Annotated in this window: 18 protein-coding genes; 10 read left to right on the top strand and 8 right to left on the bottom strand. The window is 71.2% G+C overall.

What is annotated here, in order from left to right:
• The first annotated feature begins 39 nt into the window (after positions 1-39).
• The 6 genes from JOD95_RS12895 to JOD95_RS12870 all read left to right on the top strand — a co-directional run bounded on the left by JOD95_RS12895 (position 40) and on the right by JOD95_RS12870 (position 4801).
• Positions 40-870, top strand: coding sequence for a hypothetical protein (locus JOD95_RS12895; protein WP_066656877.1), 831 nt, complete (start codon positions 40-42; stop codon positions 868-870).
• Positions 867-2420, top strand: a complete 1554-nt coding sequence (locus JOD95_RS12890) for a nicotinate phosphoribosyltransferase (RefSeq protein ID WP_066656882.1) — start codon at positions 867-869, stop codon at positions 2418-2420. Before JOD95_RS12895 ends, JOD95_RS12890 begins: the two co-directional genes overlap by 4 nt.
• Positions 2417-3070 (top strand): NUDIX hydrolase, encoded by a 654-nt coding sequence (locus JOD95_RS12885; protein ID WP_209685328.1) that lies wholly within the window; start codon positions 2417-2419, stop codon positions 3068-3070. Before JOD95_RS12890 ends, JOD95_RS12885 begins: the two co-directional genes overlap by 4 nt.
• 18 nt (positions 3071-3088) lie before the next feature.
• Complete coding sequence (locus JOD95_RS12880; RefSeq protein WP_209685326.1) at positions 3089-3724, top strand: pyridoxal 5'-phosphate synthase; 636 nt, start codon at positions 3089-3091, stop codon at positions 3722-3724.
• 188 nt (positions 3725-3912) lie between these two features.
• Entirely contained in the window at positions 3913-4365 is a 453-nt protein-coding gene (locus tag JOD95_RS12875; protein WP_307810443.1) for a GNAT family N-acetyltransferase, read from the top strand.
• A gap of 163 nt (positions 4366-4528) precedes the next feature.
• Positions 4529-4801: a hypothetical protein gene (locus tag JOD95_RS12870; protein ID WP_209685324.1), complete on the top strand. Its 273-nt coding sequence runs from the start codon at positions 4529-4531 to the stop codon at positions 4799-4801.
• A 58-nt stretch (positions 4802-4859) separates the two neighbouring features.
• On the opposite strand, the gene JOD95_RS12865 is transcribed toward JOD95_RS12870, so the two are convergent.
• Entirely contained in the window at positions 4860-7325 is a 2466-nt protein-coding gene (locus JOD95_RS12865; protein WP_209685322.1) for an ATP-dependent helicase, read from the bottom strand.
• Positions 7326-7444: 119 nt separating this feature from the next.
• Here JOD95_RS12865 and JOD95_RS12860 point away from each other — a divergent pair, with 119 nt between their 5' ends.
• Positions 7445-7978: a hypothetical protein gene (locus JOD95_RS12860; RefSeq protein WP_209685320.1), complete on the top strand. Its 534-nt coding sequence runs from the start codon at positions 7445-7447 to the stop codon at positions 7976-7978.
• Here the strand turns inward: JOD95_RS12860 and JOD95_RS12855 are convergent.
• A complete protein-coding gene (locus JOD95_RS12855; protein WP_209685318.1) occupies positions 7952-8965 on the bottom strand; it encodes a glycerophosphodiester phosphodiesterase family protein in 1014 nt (337 codons plus the stop codon). The two genes, JOD95_RS12860 and JOD95_RS12855, sit on opposite strands and share 27 nt — an antisense overlap.
• Positions 8966-9078: 113 nt before the next feature.
• Here JOD95_RS12855 and JOD95_RS12850 point away from each other — a divergent pair, with 113 nt between their 5' ends.
• On the top strand, positions 9079-10065 hold the full coding sequence (locus JOD95_RS12850; protein ID WP_209685317.1) for a DUF817 domain-containing protein: 987 nt from the start codon (positions 9079-9081) through the stop codon (positions 10063-10065).
• 113 nt (positions 10066-10178) lie between these two features.
• Positions 10179-11048, top strand: coding sequence for a Bax inhibitor-1/YccA family protein (locus JOD95_RS12845; RefSeq protein WP_209685315.1), 870 nt, complete (start codon positions 10179-10181; stop codon positions 11046-11048).
• A gap of 275 nt (positions 11049-11323) precedes the next feature.
• Here JOD95_RS12845 and guaA read toward each other — a convergent pair whose 3' ends face one another.
• From guaA to JOD95_RS12820, 5 genes are read right to left on the bottom strand one after another with little or no spacing between them, the layout of a single operon-like run.
• On the bottom strand, positions 11324-12904 hold the full coding sequence (gene guaA / locus JOD95_RS12840; protein WP_209685313.1) for a glutamine-hydrolyzing GMP synthase: 1581 nt from the start codon (positions 12902-12904) through the stop codon (positions 11324-11326).
• Positions 12901-13347, bottom strand: a complete 447-nt coding sequence (locus tag JOD95_RS12835) for a DUF3817 domain-containing protein (protein WP_066656914.1) — start codon at positions 13345-13347, stop codon at positions 12901-12903. Before JOD95_RS12835 ends, guaA begins: the two co-directional genes overlap by 4 nt.
• Before the next feature lie 9 nt (positions 13348-13356).
• Positions 13357-14166 (bottom strand): SURF1 family cytochrome oxidase biogenesis protein, encoded by an 810-nt coding sequence (locus JOD95_RS12830; RefSeq protein ID WP_066656915.1) that lies wholly within the window; start codon positions 14164-14166, stop codon positions 13357-13359.
• Positions 14167-14171: 5 nt separating this feature from the next.
• The gene (locus JOD95_RS12825; protein ID WP_209685311.1) at positions 14172-15695 is read right to left on the bottom strand and encodes a cation:proton antiporter; all 1524 of its coding nucleotides are present in this window, start codon (positions 15693-15695) and stop codon (positions 14172-14174) included.
• A 3-nt stretch (positions 15696-15698) separates the two neighbouring features.
• Positions 15699-16229: a cation:proton antiporter regulatory subunit gene (locus JOD95_RS12820; RefSeq protein ID WP_058728934.1), complete on the bottom strand. Its 531-nt coding sequence runs from the start codon at positions 16227-16229 to the stop codon at positions 15699-15701.
• Between the two features lie 112 nt (positions 16230-16341).
• On the opposite strand from JOD95_RS12820, the gene JOD95_RS12815 reads away from it, so the two are divergent.
• Positions 16342-16863, top strand: coding sequence for a hypothetical protein (locus JOD95_RS12815; protein ID WP_209685309.1), 522 nt, complete (start codon positions 16342-16344; stop codon positions 16861-16863).
• Between the two features lie 102 nt (positions 16864-16965).
• On the opposite strand, the gene JOD95_RS12810 is transcribed toward JOD95_RS12815, so the two are convergent.
• A complete protein-coding gene (locus JOD95_RS12810) occupies positions 16966-18726 on the bottom strand; it encodes a glycerol-3-phosphate dehydrogenase/oxidase (RefSeq protein WP_245172357.1) in 1761 nt (586 codons plus the stop codon).
• Positions 18727-18961 lie beyond the last annotated feature (235 nt).

Here is an 18961-nt window from a genome sequence, read left to right as displayed (position 1 = left end):
TTCTTGTCATGGCGACAAGAACAGTGGTACGGTCGGACCATGGCAGTCGAACTCAGCACCTGGGACGCCCAGGGCACACCGACGACACCGACGTTCTCCACGATGCGGTTCCCCGCGGGCGAGGCACACGTCAAGGTCCGGGACGACGCCGACGCGGGGGCGACCACCGAGATCGCGACCCTGCGCGGCACCGGCGGCGACGACCTGGTGATGCTCGGCATGTGGGCGGACGCGGTCCGACAGCGCGGGGCACGCTCGGTGGCGCTCGTCCCGTACCTGCCCGGAGCGCGGCAGGACCGCGGACTCCCCTTCGGCGCGAAGGTCTACGCGGACGTCCTGAACGGCTTCGCCATCGACCAGGTGATCGCCTTCGACCCCCACTCGCCCGTGATCGTCGGGCTGGTCGAGCGCCTCACCGTGGTGCCGAGCGAGCGGGTCGTGCACGACGCGGTCCTCGCCGGGTCCGACTACAGCGGCATCATCGCCCCGGACAAGGGCGCGGTCGCCCGGGCGGCGCTCGTCGCCGAGGCAGCCGGTCTCCCCCTGTTCCGCGCCGAGAAGCACCGCAACCCGGACACCGGCAAGCTCGACGGGTTCTCGTGCGAGCCGCTCCCCGAGACCGGTCGGCTGCTCGTCGTCGACGACATCTGCGACGGCGGCGGCACCTTCGCGGGCCTCGCCGGCTCGACCGGCCTGCCTGCGGAGCGCCTGGGCCTCTGGGTCTCGCACGGCGTCTTCTCCGGACGGGCCCCGCAGCTCGCCGAGCACTTCGGCGAGATCGTCACCACCGACAGCTACCCCGCACAGCAGGACGTCCCGGGCCTCCGCACCGTCCCGCTCAGCCCGTACCTCACGAAGGAGATCCGATGACGACCACGACGGGCCTCGAGCCCCGCACCACCACCGCGAGTCCGATCGCCCCGCTGCTGGCGGTCGACGGGTACAAGCACTCGCACCGGCAGGTCTACCCCGAGGGCACGACCCGGATCCTGATCAACTGGACGAACCGCTCGAACGCGCACATGCCCGAGTCGACCCACGCGGTGGTCTTCGGGCTGCAGGCGTTCGTGCAGCGGTACCTGGTCGAGGCGTGGGCGCCGTTCTTCGCCGCCGACGAGGACGAGGTCGCGCGGTTGTTCGAGCAGGCGCTGCAGGGCTACTTCGGCCCGAACCACATCGGTGTCGACCACGTCCGCGCCCTGCACCGCCTCGGGTACCTCCCGCTCGAGATCCGGGCGCTCCCCGAGGGCACCCTCGCCCCGATCGGCGTCGCGACGCTGACGGTCGAGAACACCCTCGACGACTTCTTCTGGCTGCCGAACTACATCGAGACCGCCCTGTCGGCGTCGATCTGGCACCCCTCGACCGTCGCGACGAAGGCGCTCGAGTACCGCGACCTCATGGAGGAGTGGGCCGAGCGCACCGGCGCCGACCCGGCGAGCATCGACTTCGCCGCCCACGACTTCTCGTTCCGCGGGCAGACGAGCATCGAGTCCGCCGCCGCGGGCGGTGCCGGACACCTGCTGTCGTTCCTCGGCACCGACTCGATGCCGTCGCTCGACTTCATCGACCGCTACTACCCGGGCGACAACGGCTGGGTGGCGGCCAGCGTCCCCGCCACCGAGCACAGCGTGATGTGCGTCCGCGGCGCCGACGGCGAGCTCGAGACGTTCGCGCAGATCCTCGACGTGTACCCGACCGGCATCGTCTCGGCGGTGAGCGACGGCTTCGACCTGTTCAAGGTGATCACCGAGACGCTCCCGCAGCTCGAGGACCGCATCACGGCCCGCGACGGCAAGCTCGTCATCCGCCCGGACTCCGGCGACCCGGTCGACATCGTCACCGGCACCGTGCACGGCGTCGACCAGGCAGCGCTGACCGACCCGTCGCGCAGCCACGAGGAGAAGGGCGTCGTCGAGCTCCTCGACGAGCTGTTCGGGCACACCGTCAACGAGCGGGGCTTCAAGGTGCTCGACCAGCACATCGGCGTCATCTACGGCGACAGCATCACGCTCGACCGTGCCCGTCGCATCTACGAGCGCCTCGCCGCGAAGGGCTACGCGAGCGACAACGTCGTGCTCGGCATCGGGTCGTACACGTACCAGTACATGACGCGCGACAACCTCGGCAGCGCCGTGAAGGCCACGTGGGCCCTCGTCGACGGGCAGCCGGTCGACATCCAGAAGGACCCGAAGACCGGCAGCGGCAAGAAGAGCGCGAAGGGCCGCATCGCCCTGCACCGCGACGACACCGGCGAGATCCGCCAGACCGACGAGGCCACCGCCGAGGACGAGGCGACCAGCCTGCTCCAGCCCGTCTGGGTCGACGGCCGCTTCCGGGTGCACCAGTCGTTCGCCGACGTGCGCGAGACGCTCCGCACCGAACGCGCCGCCCGCGCGGCCCGCCGGGCATCGGTGTGACCGACGCCCACACGGCGACCCGCGACCAGCCGCTCATCGCGATCGACGTCGTCCCGGTGTCGTTCACGGTGACGGAGGGTCTGCGGGTCGCCACCGCGCGCCGGGCGTACGACCCGTACGCCGGTCGGGAGGCACTGCCCGGCGTGCTCCTGGACGCTGCGGAACGCCTCGCCGACGGTGCACGGCGCGCCCTGCGCACCAAGGCCGCCATCGGCACCGGGGCGGTGCGGCACCTCGCACAGGTCGGTGCGTTCGACGGCCCGTCCCGCGACCCGCGGGAGACCGCGATCAGCATCGCGTTCGCGGCGGTCGTGGCACCCGCGGTGGACGGCGGGCCCGTGGTGTGGAGGTCGACCGACGGGGGCGACCTGGGCCTCCCGTTCGACCACGACACGATCGTGCGGGCCGCCCTCGACCAGGTGCGCACCCGGCTCTGGCGGGACGTCCCGATGACACGCGCCCTGCTCGGTGACGTCTTCCCGACGAGTGCGGCGGCAGTACTCCACGCGGCGCTCCACGGGACCGCCCCGGATGCCGGCAACCTCAACCGTGCACTCCGGACGAACCCCGCGCTCGTCCGAGCCGATGCCTCCCCGACGTCCACCGGCCGGGGCGGTCGTCCCCCGGCGACCTGGACGTGGACCGACTGAGCACGGTTGGGTGGGGGCATGTCCAGTTCGCTCTCCGGTGACGACTCCCTGCACCTGCCCGAGTTCGACGCGCCTCCCGCGTCCCCGTTCGACGTCGCCCGAGCCTGGCTCGACGGCGCCGCGGAGCGCGAGGTGTCCGAGCCGATGTCGATGACCCTCGCGACCGCCGGCGCCGACGGGCGGGTGTCCGCCCGCACCGTCGACGTGAAGCGGCTCGACGACCGCGGGCTGGTGTTCGGCACCTCGACCCTGAGCCCGAAGGGACGGCAGCTGGCGGACAACCCGCACGCGGCGCTGCAGGTGTACTGGCGCGAGAGCATGCAGCAGCTGCGCTTCGAGGGCCGGGCCGTGCAGCTGTCCGACGAGGAGTCCGACGCGCTGTTCGCCGACCGCTCGCCGAAGTCACGCGCCGCCACCGCGATCGCCGACCAGTCGGACGTGCTCGAACCGCGCACGCTGCAGGACCTGATCGACGACGCGAACGTGCTGCTCGACGAGAGCGACGACGACGTGCCGCGCCCCGAGGGCTGGGTGGCGTGGCGGCTCGAGCCCGACGTGGTGGAGTTCTGGCAGGGCAGCCGCGACCGGATGCACCGGCGGCTGCAGTACGTCCGCGCCGGCGACGGCTGGGACGTGGCGCGGCTGCAGCCGTAGCGCGGGAGGGTCGGCGCGGTCGGCCGCGGGCGCGGCTGGCGCGGCGGGGCCGGCGGCGCCCCGCACAACCGGGAGCACCTCGCGCCACGGAACCCCACGGCGCGACGTGCTCCGCGTTGTGCAGCGGCACGTCGAACCAGGACTCCGACATCGAACCAGCCGCCGGTGCTGGTTCGACGTCGGCCGACGTGCGAGACGCCGACGCGATCGCCGCCGTGCACGTGCAGGCGTGGCGCGAGGCCTACGCCCACCTCCTGCCGGCGGAGTTCCTCGCGGCCCTCGACGTCGATGCCCGCGCGGCACGATGGCGCGGGATCATCGCCGAGCCCGGTGTCGACGTGCTCGTCGCCACCGTCGGCGACGCGATCGTCGGCTGGGCGTCCGCGGGGCCCGGTCGCGGCGAGGCCCCACGGGACCGCGAGCTCGAGGGCATCTACGTCCTCGCCGCGCAGCACGGAGCGGGCGTCGGACAGGCGTTGCTCGACGCCGCGATCGGCGCCGCGCCCGCGTTCCTCTGGGGCGCCGACGGCAACCCGCGTGCCGAAGCCTTCTACCGGCGGAACGGCTTCGAGCGGGACGGCACCGTCAAGCACGAACCGATCGGCCCGCACGGGCTCGATGCGGTCCGGATGGTGCGCTGAGCACCGCCCTCGACCGCGGCGCGGCTCGATCAGCACGCGGGCTGAGCGCCGAGTGGTCATCGTCCAGAGATCACCTGCGAGTGTGGGATCTGGCACATCACATGCTGTTCCCTGGACTCAGGAGCGCCGGACCAGCCGCCGCTCCCCGATCCCAGGAGGAACCATGACCACCTCGAAGCACCTGCTCGCCACCGCCGTCGCCACCTGCGCGCTGGGCGCAGCCCTCGTCTGCGGGACGTCCGTCGCGAACGCCGCGCCCGCGACACCGACCGACCCCGCTGCGAGCACGACGAGCGCCCCGGCTGCCGCCGCACAGGACCCCGGAGCGGGCGGCATCGCGGTCTCGCGCAACGCCGACGGCACGGAGGACGTCCGACCCATGACCGACGAGGAGCGCTCGGAGATGGACGGAAAGTGGTCCCCCGTGGATCGCTGAGCTGACCGGGTGCCGGTCGACCCGCCGGGGTCGACCGGCACCACCGCGCCCGCTGCCGTCAGAGCTTCTCGATCGGCGCGATCTTGATGAGCAACTTCTTGCGACCCGCGGCATCGAAGGCGATCTCGGCGATGCGCTTTGCGCCCTGCCCGGTCACCGCGGACACCGTGCCCTCGCCGAAGTCGACGTGCTTGATGCGGTCTCCGGCGACGAGTTCCATGTCACCGTTGTCCCGGACCTGCCCGGACACCCGGTTCGCCCACTCGGTCTTCGGACGGGTCTTCGCCGCCGCGGCCGCACGGTCGTAGGAACCGCCGCCGAAGCCGCCACCGCCGCGGTAGCCACCGCCGCCCCCGCCGGCACCGCCGAAGCCACCCGGACCGCCACCGCGACGGGCGTTCAGCGCGCGCGGTTCGGTCCCCCCACGGCTGTTCGCCATGCCGGGCGACTGCTTCCACTCGATCAGTCCCTCGGGGATCTCCTGCAGGAAGCGGGACGGCATCGCCACGTTGACGTCGCCGAACTGCGCGCGGGTCATCGCCAGCGACAGGAAGAGCGCCTTCTTCGCTCGGGTGATGCCGACGTAGAAGAGCCGGCGTTCCTCGGCGGGGCCGCCCGGCTCGTTCGCCGACATCCGGTGCGGCAGCAGGTCCTCCTCGACGCCGGTGAGGAACACCGCGTCGTACTCCAGGCCCTTCGCCGTGTGCAGCGTCATGAGCGACACGGTGCCGGACGAGTCGTCGAGCTCGTCGGCCGCTGCGACCAGGGACACCTCGGTCAGGAAGTCGGACAGGGTGCCCTCGGGGTTGTTCTTCTGGAACTCCCGCGTCACCGCCACGAGCTCGTCGATGTTGTCCGCGCGCGCCGCGTCCTGCGCGTCGGGCGACTTCCGCAGGTTCTCGAGCAACCCGGAGCCGTCGAGCAGCTGCGTGAGCGTGTCGACCACCGGCTGGGTCGCGGCACGCGAAGCGACGTCGTCGAGCAGCGCTGCGAACGACGTGATCGCGGTCCGCACCTTCGGACCGAACCCGAGCTCGTCGGCGTGCCGCAGGGCGTCACGCATCGAGGTCTCGTGCTCGTCGGCGTAGCGCTGCAGCGCCGTCTCCGTCACGGCACCGATGCCGCGCTTGGGCACGTTGAGGATGCGCCGGAGCGACAGCGGATCAGCCGGGTTGGCGACGGTGACCAGGTACGCCATGGCGTCCTTGATCTCGGCACGCTCGTAGAACTTCGTGCCGCCGAGCACCCGGTACGGGATCGCCGAGCGGATGAAGATCTCCTCGAGCGCACGCGTCTGCGAGTTGGTCCGGTAGAACACGGCCATGTCCCGGTACGACGTGCCCTCGTCGTGCAGGCGCTGGATCTCGTCGGCGACGAACTGCGCCTCGTCGTGGCCGGTGTACCCGGTGAAGCCGACGATCTTGTCGCCGGCCCCGACGTCGGTGAACAAGTTCTTCGCCTGGCGGTCGAAGTTGTTCGCGATGACGGCGTTCGCAGCGTCGAGGATCGTCTGCGTCGACCGGTAGTTCTGCTCGAGCAGGATCACCTTCGAGTTCGGGAAGTCCCGCTCGAACTCGACGATGTTCCGGATGTCCGCGCCGCGGAAGGCGTAGATCGACTGGTCCGAGTCACCGACGACGGTGAGCGATGCCGGGGCGATCGACCCGTCGGCCTCGCGCATCCGGGCGACGTGCTGTCCGGTGTCCTCGAGCTTGTCGACCTGCTCGACGGGCACCGGGCGGGTGAGCTCGCGGATCAGGGCGTACTGCGCGTGGTTGGTGTCCTGGTACTCGTCGACCAGGACGAACCGGAAGCGGCGCTGGTAGAGCGCGGCGACCTCGGGGAACGCGCGGAACAGGAAGACGGTCTGCCCGATCAGGTCGTCGAAGTCGAAGGCGTTCGCCCGACGGAGCTCGTTCGTGTAGCGCCGGAACACCTCCGTGAACATGACCTCCTGCGGGTCGTTCACGTTGATGTTCCGGGCGTAGGTGTCGACGTCCTGCAGCTCGTTCTTGAGCTTCGAGATCTTCGACGCCGCGGCGCCGACGGTCAGCCCGAGGGAGTCCGCCTCGAGCTCCTTGATGATCCGCTTGAGGAGCGCACGGGAGTCCGCGGAGTCGTAGATCGTGAACGACTGCGGGAATCCGAAGCGCTCGGCCTCGCGCCGGAGGATCCGTACGCACGCCGAGTGGAACGTCGAGATCCACATGCCCTCGGCGGCCTGCCCGACCAGGGCCTGCACGCGCTCGCGCATCTCGGCGGCGGCCTTGTTCGTGAACGTGATGGCGAGGATCTGCGACGGCCAGGCCTCGCGGTTCGCCAGCAGCAGGGCGATGCGGCGGGTGAGCACGCTCGTCTTGCCCGATCCGGCACCGGCCACGATGAGCAGGGACTCGCCGCGGTACTCGACGGCTTCCTTCTGCTGGGGGTTGAGACCCGCCGTGAAGGGGTCGTCGTACCCGCCGGGGCGGTTGCCCGCGCCCGGCTCGGGGGACTGGTCGAAGGGGTCGAGCACGATCGTCATGACCGGGTCAGTCTAGGCGCGCCCTCCGACAGGCGCAGCGGCTGCGGTCCGTGGGCCGCGGGACACACTGCGACGCACCAGGACCGGGATCGGGTCCGACGGCGGACAGGCTGTCGGGCATGAGGACGTGGACCGCAGGTGACGCCGTCGAGCTCGTCGAGCGGAGCTGGGTCTGGATGTCGTTCGTCACGACGCCGGTGACGATCACGGTCGGGGCCGGCTGGTCCTTCCTCGCCGACGGCGGCATCGGGAGCCCCGAGGGCCCGCCCGCTCTCGCCCTCACGATCGTCCTCCTCGCCGTCGTCGCGGGGCTCGTGACGATCGGGGGCGGGGCCGTGGCGCTCCCCTGCACGTACGCACTCGGGTGGGCGCTCGCCCGGATCTCCGCCCGCCGCGGCGTGCACGTCGTCGCGCACGCACTGCTCGCCGGCGGCCTGGCGGCGCTCTGTGTCTGGGTGCTCGAGACGTACTGGTCCCACGCGTGGGCACCCCTCCCGGCCTTCCGCCTGCTCATCTCGGTCTCGGCTGCGGCCGCTGCTGCGATCGCCACCTGGCGGACCGCCCGCGCGACCGCGGCGGTGCGGCGACGACGACTCCGCGGCGTGCGGACGCGGGGAGCTGACGGATCAGTCGGTGGCGCTGTCGACGAGTGACCGCGCCCGCACCGCCAGGTCCGGGTGGTCCGCGAACACCCCGTCCACCCCGGTCCGCACGACCGAGGTGAACCACCGCTCCCATTCGCCGTGCGCTGCCACGTCGCCCCCGCGCCGCAGTGGCGCCGGCAGGAACCGGTTCTCCGGCCGGAGCGTCCACGTGTAGACGGCGAGCCCCGCAGCGTGCGCGCGCTCGACGATGACGCTCCGGACCGGGCGCGGGTCGTCGACGGCGACGCTGTCGACCCCCGCCATCAGGGTCTTCAGGTCGACGCTGACGCCGTGGAACTCCGCGGCGAACCCGGCCAGCGCGGCGTCCGTGCGCTCCGACGCCCACGAGGGAGCCGCCGATCCGTGGGCGGCGACCTCGTCCGCGGCACTGCCACGGGCCTCCTGGAGGTACACGAGCCGACCACCCGTCCCCCGTGCGCCGAGCTGACGGAGCACCGTCTTCTCGAACGACTCGATCGTCAGCCGGTCGTCGCCGCGCCACCCGGCGTCCCCGAGCGTGTCGTCGAGCAGCTGCGCCATCGGGAAGCCGGCCTGCTCGAAGAAGTGCGCGTGCTTGACCTCGGCGACGAGCCCGACCGGTCGGGGCGCCGCGTCGAGGATCGCGAGCAGGTCCTCGAGTCGCAGGACGCCGTCCTCGCCGTCGCGCGCGGCCGAGGCCGGACGCAGCCGGGGAAGGCGCTCCCGGACCCGGAGCGTCCGCAGCTCGTCCCACGTGAAGTCCTCGGTGAACCAGCCCGTCACGCTCTGGCCGTCGACGGTCTTCGTCGTCCGCAGGTGTGCGAACTCGGGGTTGTCGGCGACGTCCGTCGTGCCGGACACCTCGTTCTCGTGCCGCAGCACGAGCACGCCGTCCTTCGTCGGCACGAGGTCCGGCTCGATCGCGTCGGCACCGAGGCCGACGGCCAGTTCGTAGGCACTCCGGGAGTGCTCCGGTCGGTGGCCGGAGGCACCACGGTGGGCGATCACACGGGTCATGCGCCGAACCGTAGCCGCTCGACCCTGCCCGCAGGTGTCCTCACGGTGTGCCTGTGGACACATCCGTTCAGCCGTCGCCCCTCGTTCCCAGGCCGCCCGCGGAGGGTCGCTCCGTGACCGTCCGACACCTCTCCACCGCCGTCGAGGCCCGCATCGACCGCGCGGCCCGCCGCCTGCTCGACGCCGGGCACCAGCCGCACCGCCCGGGCCGTCTCGCCCTCACCGAGTTCCTGGTGTTCGGCGCGAAGCAGGCGTGGGCGTGCACGTTCGGGGCGCTGCTCCTCGCGACGATGGTCGTGGTGCACCTGACCGTGCCTCCCGGGGCCCGGAACGACGTCCTCACGATGTCCGCGGCGACGATCCAGGTCGCGATGCTCGTGTTCGGCCTCGAGACGGTCCGGGAGCTCCGGGTGGTGCTGGTCTTCCACGTGGTCGGCACGGTTATGGAGGTCTTCAAGACCCACGTCGGGTCGTGGGAGTACGCGGGCGACGGCTGGCTCGTGGTGGCGGGCGTGCCGCTCTTCTCCGGGTTCATGTACGGCGCGGTCGGGTCGTACATGGTCCGGGTCGTGCGGCTGTTCGACCTGCGCTTCGACCGGTACCCGCGGCAGTGGTCGCTCGTGCTCGTCGCGGCGGGCATCTACGCGAACTTCTTCGGGCACCACTTCGTGTGGGACGCGCGGTACGTGCTGCTCGCCCTGGTCGTGGCCCTGTTCGCACGCACCACGATGCACGTCCGCGTGCACCGCGCGACGCTGCGGATGCCGGTCCTGCTCGCGATGGCCCTCGTCGCGCTGTTCATCTGGCTGGCGGAGAACGTCGCGACCTGGGCCGGCGCCTGGTCCTACCCGGCGCAGGCGGGGGCCTGGCAGCCGGTCGCGCCGACGAAGGTCGTCGCCTGGCTGCTGCTCATGGTCGTCTCGGTCGCGCTGGTCTCGTGGCTGTACCCGCAGGTCCGGTCGGCTCCGGCGGTCGCCGACCGACGGCGTGCGGGCACCGACCGGCCGGGAGGCGCGGCCCGACACCGCCCCGCAGGCGCCCGTCCGGCGGTCGGCCGGCTCACGACGAGCTCGGGGCAGCCACGCAGACCGCGACCGTAGGCTCCCGGTGTCGGGACCACCGGGTCCCGCTTCCGCTCGCCGCGAATCCTCAGCCTTCCGCGACGGGGCGCCCCTAGGCTGAGAGGACGTAAATCTCCGAGGAAGAGGACACCATGGCCTTCAAGCCCGGTTTCGACCAGTCCCCCGCCTTCAACGACCAGGGCCGTGGCGCCTGGGGCGCAGGCGCTGGTCAGCAGCAGGCGGGCTGGGGACGCACCCCACAGCAGGGACAGTACCCGCAGCAGGGCGGCATGACGCCCGAGCAGCTGCAGTACATGTACGACCGCCCGACGGCGAGCCCGGTCGACACCGACCGCATGTCGTACGAGGACACCATCGTCAAGACGCTGCTCGCGTTCGGCGTGCTCCTCGTCGGCGCCGTCGCCGGCTGGAACCTGCCGCCGATCGTCTGGATCGTCGGCGCGATCGTCGGGTTCGTGCTCGCGCTCGTCAACACGTTCAAGAAGAAGCCGTCGCCGGGGCTCGTCCTGGCGTACGCGTTCTTCGAGGGCCTGTTCGTCGGCGGCATCTCGGCGATGTTCAACAGCCAGTTCGACGGCATCGTCACGCAGGCTGTGTTCGGCACCCTCGGTGTCTTCGCGGTGACGCTGCTGCTCTTCACGTCCGGCAAGGTGCGTGCGACGCCGAAGGCGACCCGGTTCTTCCTCGTCGCGATGGTCGGCTACCTGGTCTTCTCGCTCGTGAACCTCGTGCTCATGTGGACCGGCGTGACGAACTCCGCGTTCGGTCTCCGGAGCTTCGAGATCTTCGGCATCCCGCTGGGCGTCATCATCGGCATCTTCGTGGTGCTCATGGCGGCGTACTCGCTGGTGCTCGACTTCGACCAGATCAAGACCGGCGTCCAGCGCGGCGCTCCCCGCATCTACGCCTGGACCGCGGCGTTCGGCCTCATCGTCACCCTGGTGTGGCTGTACATCGAGATCCTGCGCATCCTCGCGATCCTGGCGAGCAACCGCGAGTAGCTCGCACCTGATCGACACGAAGGGCCCCGGCACACGCCGGGGCCCTTCGTCGTGTGCCGGGAGGGAGGCGCCCGCCCCGACATGTTCTCGTCGCATGACCTGCCGCTCACCTCTCGCACGAGCGGCATGTCGTGCGACCGGAACGTCCGCTGGCGGCACGTCGTGCGACCGGTGCGGACCAACCGGGGCGACCCGGACGGGCTGAAAGCGGCACGGACACGCGGCGAGGGCCCGGCACGCAGTGCGTACCGGGCCCTCGGGGCGTCAGGGAGTGGTCACTCCCACTCGATCGTCCCCGGCGGCTTCGACGTGACGTCGAGCACGACGCGGTTCACGTCGGGGACCTCGTTCGTGATGCGGTTCGAGATCTTCGCCAGGGTGTCGTACGGCAGGCGCGTCCAGTCGGCGGTCATGGCGTCCTCCGACGAGACCGGACGGAGCACGATCGGGTGGCCGTAGGTACGACCGTCACCCTGGACGCCCACGGAACGGACGTCGGCGAGCAGGACGACCGGGCACTGCCAGATCTCCTCGTCGAGGCCGGCCGCGGTGAGCTCCTCGCGCGCGATCTTGTCCGCGGCCCGGAGCAGCTCGAGGCGGTCCTTCGTGACCTCGCCGACGATGCGGATGCCGAGCCCGGGGCCGGGGAACGGCTGGCGGCCGACGATGACCTCGGGCAGCCCGAGCTCGCGGCCGACGGCTCGCACCTCGTCCTTGAACAGGGTGCGCAGCGGCTCGACGAGCTCGAACGTCATGTCCTCGGGCAGGCCGCCGACGTTGTGGTGCGACTTGATGTTCGCGGTACCGGAGCCGCCGCCGGACTCGACCACGTCGGGGTAGAGCGTGCCCTGGACGAGGAACTTGACCTCTCCGGCATCGTCGTCGCCGCGCGCCTCGAGCACGAGGGCCTCGGCCGCCGCCTCGAACGTGCGGATGAACTCGCGCCCGATGATCTTGCGCTTCTGCTCGGGGTCGCTGACGCCGGCGAGGGCGTCGAGGAACTGCTGCTCCGCGTCGACCGTGACCAGGCGGACACCGGTCGAGGCGACGTAGTCCTCCTCCACCTGCTTGCGCTCGTCGGCGCGCAGGAGCCCGTGGTCCACGAAGACGCAGGTGAGCTGGTCACCGACGGCCCTGTGCACCAGGGCTGCGGCGACGGCGGAGTCGACACCGCCCGAGAGCCCGGCGATGACGCGTGCCGAGCCCACCTGCGAGCGGATCCGCTCGACCTGCTCCTCGATGACGTTCGCCGAGTTCCAGTCACCCGGCAGCCCCGCGGCGCGGTGCAGGAAGTTCTCGAGCACGGCCTGGCCGTACGCGGAGTGCTTCACCTCGGGGTGCCACTGCACGCCGTAGAGCTTGCGATCGTCGGAGGCGAACGCGGCGACCGGGGTCGAGGCGCTCGACGCGAGGACCGCGAAGCCCTCCGGGGCCTTCGCCACGGAGTCGCCGTGCGACATCCACGTGACCTGGGACTCGGGCTGGTCACCGAGCAGCACGCTGTCGGTGCCCGACACGGTCACGTCGGTGGCGCCGTACTCGCGGAGGCCGGTGTGCGCGACCTCGCCGCCGAGCGACTTCGCCATGGCCTGGAAGCCGTAGCAGATGCCGAGCACGGGGACGCCGAGGTCGAGGATCTCGCCGTCGAGGGACGGCGCACCGTCCTCGTACACGGACGACGGACCACCGGAGAGCACGATGGCCGCCGGGTCCTTCTCGCGGACCTCGTCCGCCGTGATCGAGTGCGGGACGATCTCGCTGTAGACGTTCGCCTCACGCACGCGCCGTGCGATCAGCTGGGCGTACTGCGCGCCGAAGTCGACGACCAGGACGGGGTGCTGTTCGGTCTCGCTCACCGAGCGGCCTCCTTCTCACGCTGCTGGGCAGCGGTCAGCTCGTGGTAGGTGTCCATGGCCTTCTGCTGCATGCGGTGCTCCACCACGAAGGACATGAACGGGATGATGCCGCCGAGGGCGATGAGCAGGAAGCGCGACGGCCTCCAGCGCATGATGCTCCACAGGCGGAAGTCCGTGAACAGGTACAGCACGTAGAGCCAGCCGTGCGCGATGAGGATCGCGATCGACAGGTTGAACGTGCCGGGTGCTTCGCCCGCGGTGCCGTTCGGCACGAAGAACGGGCCGTTGCCGAGCTGCATCTCGAGCTGCAGCGGCGTGTACTTGATGACGACCTCGATCACGAGCGCGAGCAGCAGCACGCCGGTGATGTACGCGGAGACGCGGTACCACTTCACCGCGCCCGGGATCTTCGGGATGTCACGCGTGCGGACGGTCAGGGCCATGGGTCGATCCTACCGGTGCGACCGGGCGGGCTCGGCGGGCTCCCCCGGGCTCCCGGCGGCGTCGGTGTCCGCGGCCGCGGCCTCGCGGGCGTCCTCCTGCTCGCGCTCCCAGGCGTCCTTCACGAACCGGTACCAGAGGAACACGGCGAACCCGGCGAACACGACCCACTCGATCGCGTAGAAGAGGTTGAGCCAGTCGAAGCGGACCTCGCGCGTCGGAGCACGGTCGGCGATGGTGCCGAGGTCGGCGGCCTTCGCGGTGGTGCCGTCGGCGACGACGTACCCGATGTACATCCGGTCGTCGAAGGCCTTCCAGGTGTTCACGAACCGGGCCGGGGCCACGGCCGAGTACTCACCCTTGCTGTAGGCGTCCTGGTCCGGGGACTCTGCCGGGTAGTAGCGCCCCTGCACCGTGAGCTCCTGGCCGTCGGTGAGGCGCTCGCCCCCCGCCTCGGCCTGTCGCCGCTGGTCGGACCAGCCGATCACGACCGGCAGGCTCGCACCGGTCTCCGTGTCGACGAGGTGTCCGATCGCCTGGTAGGTGCCGCCGCCGGACCGCCCGGTCAGGATCGTCGTGTCACCCGCGACGAACGTGCCCGTGACGGAGATGCGCTGCCCGGCGATGGACTCCGACGCCGCACGGCCGGGCTCGGTGACGTCCTCGAGGGCCTTGCGGGTCTCGGTCGTCGCCGGCAGGGGCTTGCCGTTCGCGATGCTCCGCTCGAGCTGCCACTTGCCGAGGCCCGCGAAGGTCCCGGCGAGCACGAGCGCCAGCAGGAGCAGTGCGATCCACCTCGGTCGTCGGGCTACGGCCCACATCTGTATCAGTACTCCGGATCGCGCTGGCGGACCGGGCGCTTCGGGCGCTCGGCAGGGATGTCCACCGGCGACGTCACGGGTTCGCTCGTCGTCGGCTCCGGTGACCCATTCTCGCGCTCTTCCCTGCCCGCAGCCTCCACGAGGGCGAACTCCTCGGCGAACTGGCGGTCCCGCTCGGCACGACGCGCGGCTGCCGCCGCGTCCTGGTCGGCGACGCCGGCCTCGGCGGCGGTGTCGATCGCCTCGTCGAGGGCCGGTCCGGCCGGGATCCCGACACCGGCAGCGCCGGCAGCGCCGTCCGTTCCCGATCGGCCCGTGCCGCGGCCGAGCCGGTCGCGCAGGCGCTGGCGCAGCCGCGCCACCCGGGCGGGACGCACCACGAGGCGGCCGATCCGGTCCGAGTTGACGGCGAGCAGCGGACCCAGGACGGCCATCACGAGGACGTAGAGGCCCGCGAAGGCGGTGATGCGCGCCTCCAGGCCGGCGGCAGCCGACAGCGTCGCGAGGATCAGCGCGAACTCGCCGCGGTTGACCAGGATCACCGCGGTGTTGATCCCCTGCTGGACGTTGAAGCCGTTCATGCGGGCGACGAGCTGCCCGGCGACGGCGTTCAGCACGATGGTCATGCCGATCGCGCCGAGGACGGGCCAGAGCACCTCGCCGAAGGTCGACAGGTCGAGTCCGAGGCCGAAGTTCACGAAGAAGAACGCCGCGAACACGTCGCGCATCGGGAGCGCCAGCTGCTCGATGCGGTCCCGGTACCGGGTCGCACCGCAGAGCAGGCCGATCACGAACGCACCGATGGCGTCGGTCACGCCGAGCAGGTCACCGATGCCGCCGAACATCACCGCCAGCCCGAAGAACAGCACCGTGAACAGCTCGTCGTCGCGGGTGGCGAAGATCTTCGACACCCACTTGCCGGCGAACCGGGCGAGCGTGAACATGACGATGAGGAAGCCGAACGCGAGCGCGAGCTTGCCGACCACGGCCCAGAGGTTCGTGTCGCCGGAGAGCACCACGGAGACGATCGCCAGGTAGATGGCGATGAAGACGTCCTCGATGACGGTGACGCCCAGGATCATCGGGGTCTCGTCGTTCGCCAGGCGCCGCAGCTCGATGAGCAGCTTCGTGACGATCGCACTCGACGACGTGGCCGTCATGCCCGCGATGATCAGGGCCTCTCGCGTGCCCCAGCCGAGCGAGAACCCGAAGGCGAACCCGACGCCCATGTTGATGGCGACGTACGTGCCGCCGGAGACCAGGAGCTTCCCGGCGTTGCCGTAGAACTCCTCCTGGTCGAACTCCAGCCCGAGGTTGAAGAGCAGGAGGATGAGCCCGAAGGTCGCGATGAGCTCGATCGTGTGCGACTCGACGTTGAGGCCGATCCACGGGGTGTGCGGGCTCGCGATGAGCCCGACCACCATGTAGATCGGGATGGCGGGCAGACCGATCGTCTTGCCCAGGCGCCCGAGCACGTAGGCGATGACGAAGAGCACACCGATGGTGAGCAGTTCGCCGCCGAGGTGCACGGGTCAGCTCCCGGGCGGCGCCTCGGCGGCAGCCGCCGCCAGCTGTCCGCTGCGGTAGAAGGAGAACGCCTTGGCGACCTTCTCGGGAGCGCCGGCGACGACGATGGTGTCACCGGGGAACACGACGAAGTCCGGCGAGGGAGCGGGGTTGGCGCTGTCGCCGCGGACCACGGCGACGACGGTCAGGCCGATGAAGCCCGAGTCGTGCAGGTCGCCGAGGGGCTTGCCGGCGATGGCGTCCTCGTAGTCGACGCTGAACCAGTCGATCGACAGGCCGGGGATCTCGTCGAGCTTGTCGAGGCCCTCGGTGATCCGGGTACCGCCGAGCAGTTCGGCGAGGGTGTGCGCCTCGTCCTCGCTCAGGCGGAGCGAGACCTTCTCCGACTTGTCCGCGCCGTCGGAGACGTCGGCGAACGAGATGAGGTCGGAGTGCCCCGACCGGTGCGTGATGACACCGCACTTGCCACCGTCGTCGGTGTAGAAGCTGTGCAGCACGCCGACTCCGGGGAGTTTGACGCGATGGACGTCGACCATGATGGCTCCCTTGGTGAGTACCCCGATGATAACCACCGGGTGCGGCGGCCCATTCCACGGGTCATCCGGTCGGTGGACGCGTGCCGGTCCGGCCCGTCGCTAGCCTCGCCGCATGGGGAACACCGGGGGCCGTGCCCGCATCGTCGTCGCCGTCGTCGGGGTGGTGGTCGTCGCGGCCTACGCGGCGCTGCTGGCTGTGAACGCACTCGTGCTGGATCCGCTCGGCGCGGTGCCGGGGCGCTCGCTCGCGCAGATCTACGCGCGGGTGGACGTGGGCAACGACGTGGCGCAGGACGTCGTCGGCGTGCTCGTGGTCGCAGGGATCGGTGTGGGGCTGGCGCTCACCGCCGCGGTCGTCGGACTCGCGTCGCGGCTGCCGGCGACGACGATCGCGGTGCTGCACCTCGGCGTCCTCGCTGCGGGCGCCCTCGCGACGTTCCAGTCGGGCTTCTGGCTCGGCATGGACGTCGCTGACTCGTGGCCGACCGACGGCGCCGCGCACACGATCTGGTCCGGCGTGCTGTACCTGACGAGCACGGCGGCGGTCATCGCGATCCCGGCCGTGCTCGTCGGCACCGCCGTCCGGACCCGCACCCGCAACACGCAACGTCGGCGACAGCTCGCAGCGGAGTAGCGCTGCGCGGAACCGCCGAGGTTGCGTTTCGCGGGAGGGACGCGGCGAGGCGACGGACGGGAGGCGCATGGCGGGGCCGCCACGCGCCTCCCGTCCGGTGACCTACCGCGGTTCGCTCGTCTTCTCGCCCTCGACCTGCTCGTCCGTCGCCTTCGCGCCGTCGGCACCGCTCGACCGGCCACCGCCGACCACCACGTCGTCCTCGTCGAAGCCGAACGCGATGTCCGGCGCCTCGAGGCGCACCCGGTCGGCCGACTCGTCGTCGGGCTGCAGCTGCGACTCCCGCTCGGCGGCGACGCGCTTCAGGTAGTTCGACACCTCGTGCTCGGTCGTCTCCTGGTCCCACCCGAGCACGCCGGCCATGAGCTTCGCGGCGACCGGGGCCGCCTCTTCTCCGCGGTCCCACGCCTCGATCGAGATGCGGGTGCGGCGAGCGAGGACGTCCTCCAGGTGCAGGGCGCCCTCGTGCGAGGCCGCGTAGACGACCTCGGCACCGATGTAGTCGTCCGCCTGCGGCAGCGGCTCGGCGAGCGACGGGTCCTGCTCGACGAGCTGCAGCACCTCGGTGGCCTGGGTTCCGTACCGGTTGAGCAGGTGCTCGATCCGGACCTTGTGCACGCCGAACTGCCGCGCGGTGCGCCCGCGACGGTTCCAGGCCGCCGGGTAGCCCTCGGCACCGACCAGCGGGATGTCCTCGGTCGTCGACGCCGGGATCTTGCCGTCCATCGCCGCGACCGCCTCGTCGATGGCGTCCTTGCCCATCACGCGGTAGGTCGTCCACTTGCCGCCCGCGACCACGACCAGGCCCGGAGCGGTGTGCGCGACGACGTGCTCACGGCTGAGCTGCGACGTCTGGTCCGACTCGCCCGCGAGCAGCGGTCGGAGGCCGGCGTAGACGCCCTCGACGTCCTCGCGGGTGAGCGGCACCGCGAGGACCTTGTTCACGTGCTCGAGGATGTAGTCGATGTCCGCCGCGGTCGCCGCCGGGTGGGCCTTGTCGAGGTTCCAGTCGGTGTCCGTCGTGCCGACGAGCCAGTGCCGGCCCCACGGGATGACGAACAGCACGCTCTTCTCGGTGCGGAGGATCATGCCGGTGTTCGACTGGAAGCGGTCGCGCGGGATCACGAGGTGCACGCCCTTCGACGCCCGCACCTTGAACTGCCCGCGGGTGCCGACCATCGCCTGGGTGTCGTCGGTCCAGACGCCCGTCGCGTTCACGACCTGCTTCGCCCGGATGTCGAACTTCTCGCCCGTCTGGATGTCGTGCGCGTGCGCCCCGACCACCCGCTCCCCGACCTTGATGAACCCCTCGATGCGGACCCGGCTCGCCGCGTGCGCGCCGTACGACGCTGCGGTGCGCACGAGCGACGCGACGTAGCGGGCGTCGTCGACCTGGGCGTCGTAGTAGGTCATGCCGCCGACGAAGGCGTCCTTCTTCAGGCCAGGCATGTTCTTGAGGACCTGCTTGCGACTGAGGTGCCGGTGGTGCGGGACCCCGGGCGGACGACCGCCGGACCAGCTGAACACGTCGTACATCGCCATGCCGATGCCGATGTAGAAGCGCTCCCACACGCGGTGGTTGAGCGGGTAGAGGAACCGCACGGGCTTCACCAGGTGCGGGGCGATGCGCTGCAGCAGCAGGCCGCGTTCGATCAGGGCCTCGCGGACGAGCGCGAAGTTCAGCTGCTCGAGGTAGCGGATGCCGCCGTGCACGAGCTTCGACGAGCGGCTCGACGTCCCCGAGCCCCAGTCGCGGGCCTCGACGATGCCGACGCTCAGGCCGCGGGTGACGGCGTCGAGCGCGCTGCCACCGCCGACGATGCCGCCGCCGACCACCAGGACGTCGAGCTCCCGGGTCTTCATCGCCTCGATCGCGGCGGCGCGCTCCTCCGGACCGAGCTTGGCCGCCGGGTCGAAGCCGACGCTCGCGCTCGGTGCCGTGGCACGCCGGGCGTCCTCGACGGTGCTCTCGGCACCTGCGCTCGTCGCGTCCGTGCTGGTCTGCGTGGTGCTGCTGGCTGGCTTGGCCATCGTCGCCTCCGTGCGGGTTGCGCGCACGGAGCCGGCCTCCGCGCACGGGAGCGCCGAGGCGTCACCC

Origin of the sequence: Curtobacterium sp. 1310, assembly GCF_017834105.1 — a bacterium.
Classification (GTDB): domain Bacteria; phylum Actinomycetota; class Actinomycetes; order Actinomycetales; family Microbacteriaceae; genus Curtobacterium.
Note: the sequence above shows the minus strand (reverse complement) of the source record. Positions and strands in the feature narration are given on the sequence as shown.

What these genes read in the sequence shown, in the direction of transcription:
- JOD95_RS12895 (WP_066656877.1), top strand. Translation starts at nt 40, where the DNA reads ATGGCAGTCGAACTCAGCACCTGGGACGCCCAGGGCACACCGACGACA.
- JOD95_RS12890 (WP_066656882.1), top strand. Translation starts at nt 867, where the DNA reads ATGACGACCACGACGGGCCTCGAGCCCCGCACCACCACCGCGAGTCCG.
- JOD95_RS12880 (WP_209685326.1), top strand. Translation starts at nt 3,089, where the DNA reads ATGTCCAGTTCGCTCTCCGGTGACGACTCCCTGCACCTGCCCGAGTTC.
- JOD95_RS12870 (WP_209685324.1), top strand. Translation starts at nt 4,529, where the DNA reads ATGACCACCTCGAAGCACCTGCTCGCCACCGCCGTCGCCACCTGCGCG.
- JOD95_RS12865 (WP_209685322.1), bottom strand. Translation starts at nt 7,325, where the DNA reads ATGACGATCGTGCTCGACCCCTTCGACCAGTCCCCCGAGCCGGGCGCG.
- JOD95_RS12860 (WP_209685320.1), top strand. Translation starts at nt 7,445, where the DNA reads ATGAGGACGTGGACCGCAGGTGACGCCGTCGAGCTCGTCGAGCGGAGC.
- JOD95_RS12855 (WP_209685318.1), bottom strand. Translation starts at nt 8,965, where the DNA reads ATGACCCGTGTGATCGCCCACCGTGGTGCCTCCGGCCACCGACCGGAG.
- JOD95_RS12845 (WP_209685315.1), top strand. Translation starts at nt 10,179, where the DNA reads ATGGCCTTCAAGCCCGGTTTCGACCAGTCCCCCGCCTTCAACGACCAG.
- JOD95_RS12835 (WP_066656914.1), bottom strand. Translation starts at nt 13,347, where the DNA reads ATGGCCCTGACCGTCCGCACGCGTGACATCCCGAAGATCCCGGGCGCG.
- JOD95_RS12830 (WP_066656915.1), bottom strand. Translation starts at nt 14,166, where the DNA reads ATGTGGGCCGTAGCCCGACGACCGAGGTGGATCGCACTGCTCCTGCTG.
- JOD95_RS12820 (WP_058728934.1), bottom strand. Translation starts at nt 16,229, where the DNA reads ATGGTCGACGTCCATCGCGTCAAACTCCCCGGAGTCGGCGTGCTGCAC.
- JOD95_RS12815 (WP_209685309.1), top strand. Translation starts at nt 16,342, where the DNA reads ATGGGGAACACCGGGGGCCGTGCCCGCATCGTCGTCGCCGTCGTCGGG.
- JOD95_RS12810 (WP_245172357.1), bottom strand. Translation starts at nt 18,726, where the DNA reads ATGAAGACCCGGGAGCTCGACGTCCTGGTGGTCGGCGGCGGCATCGTC.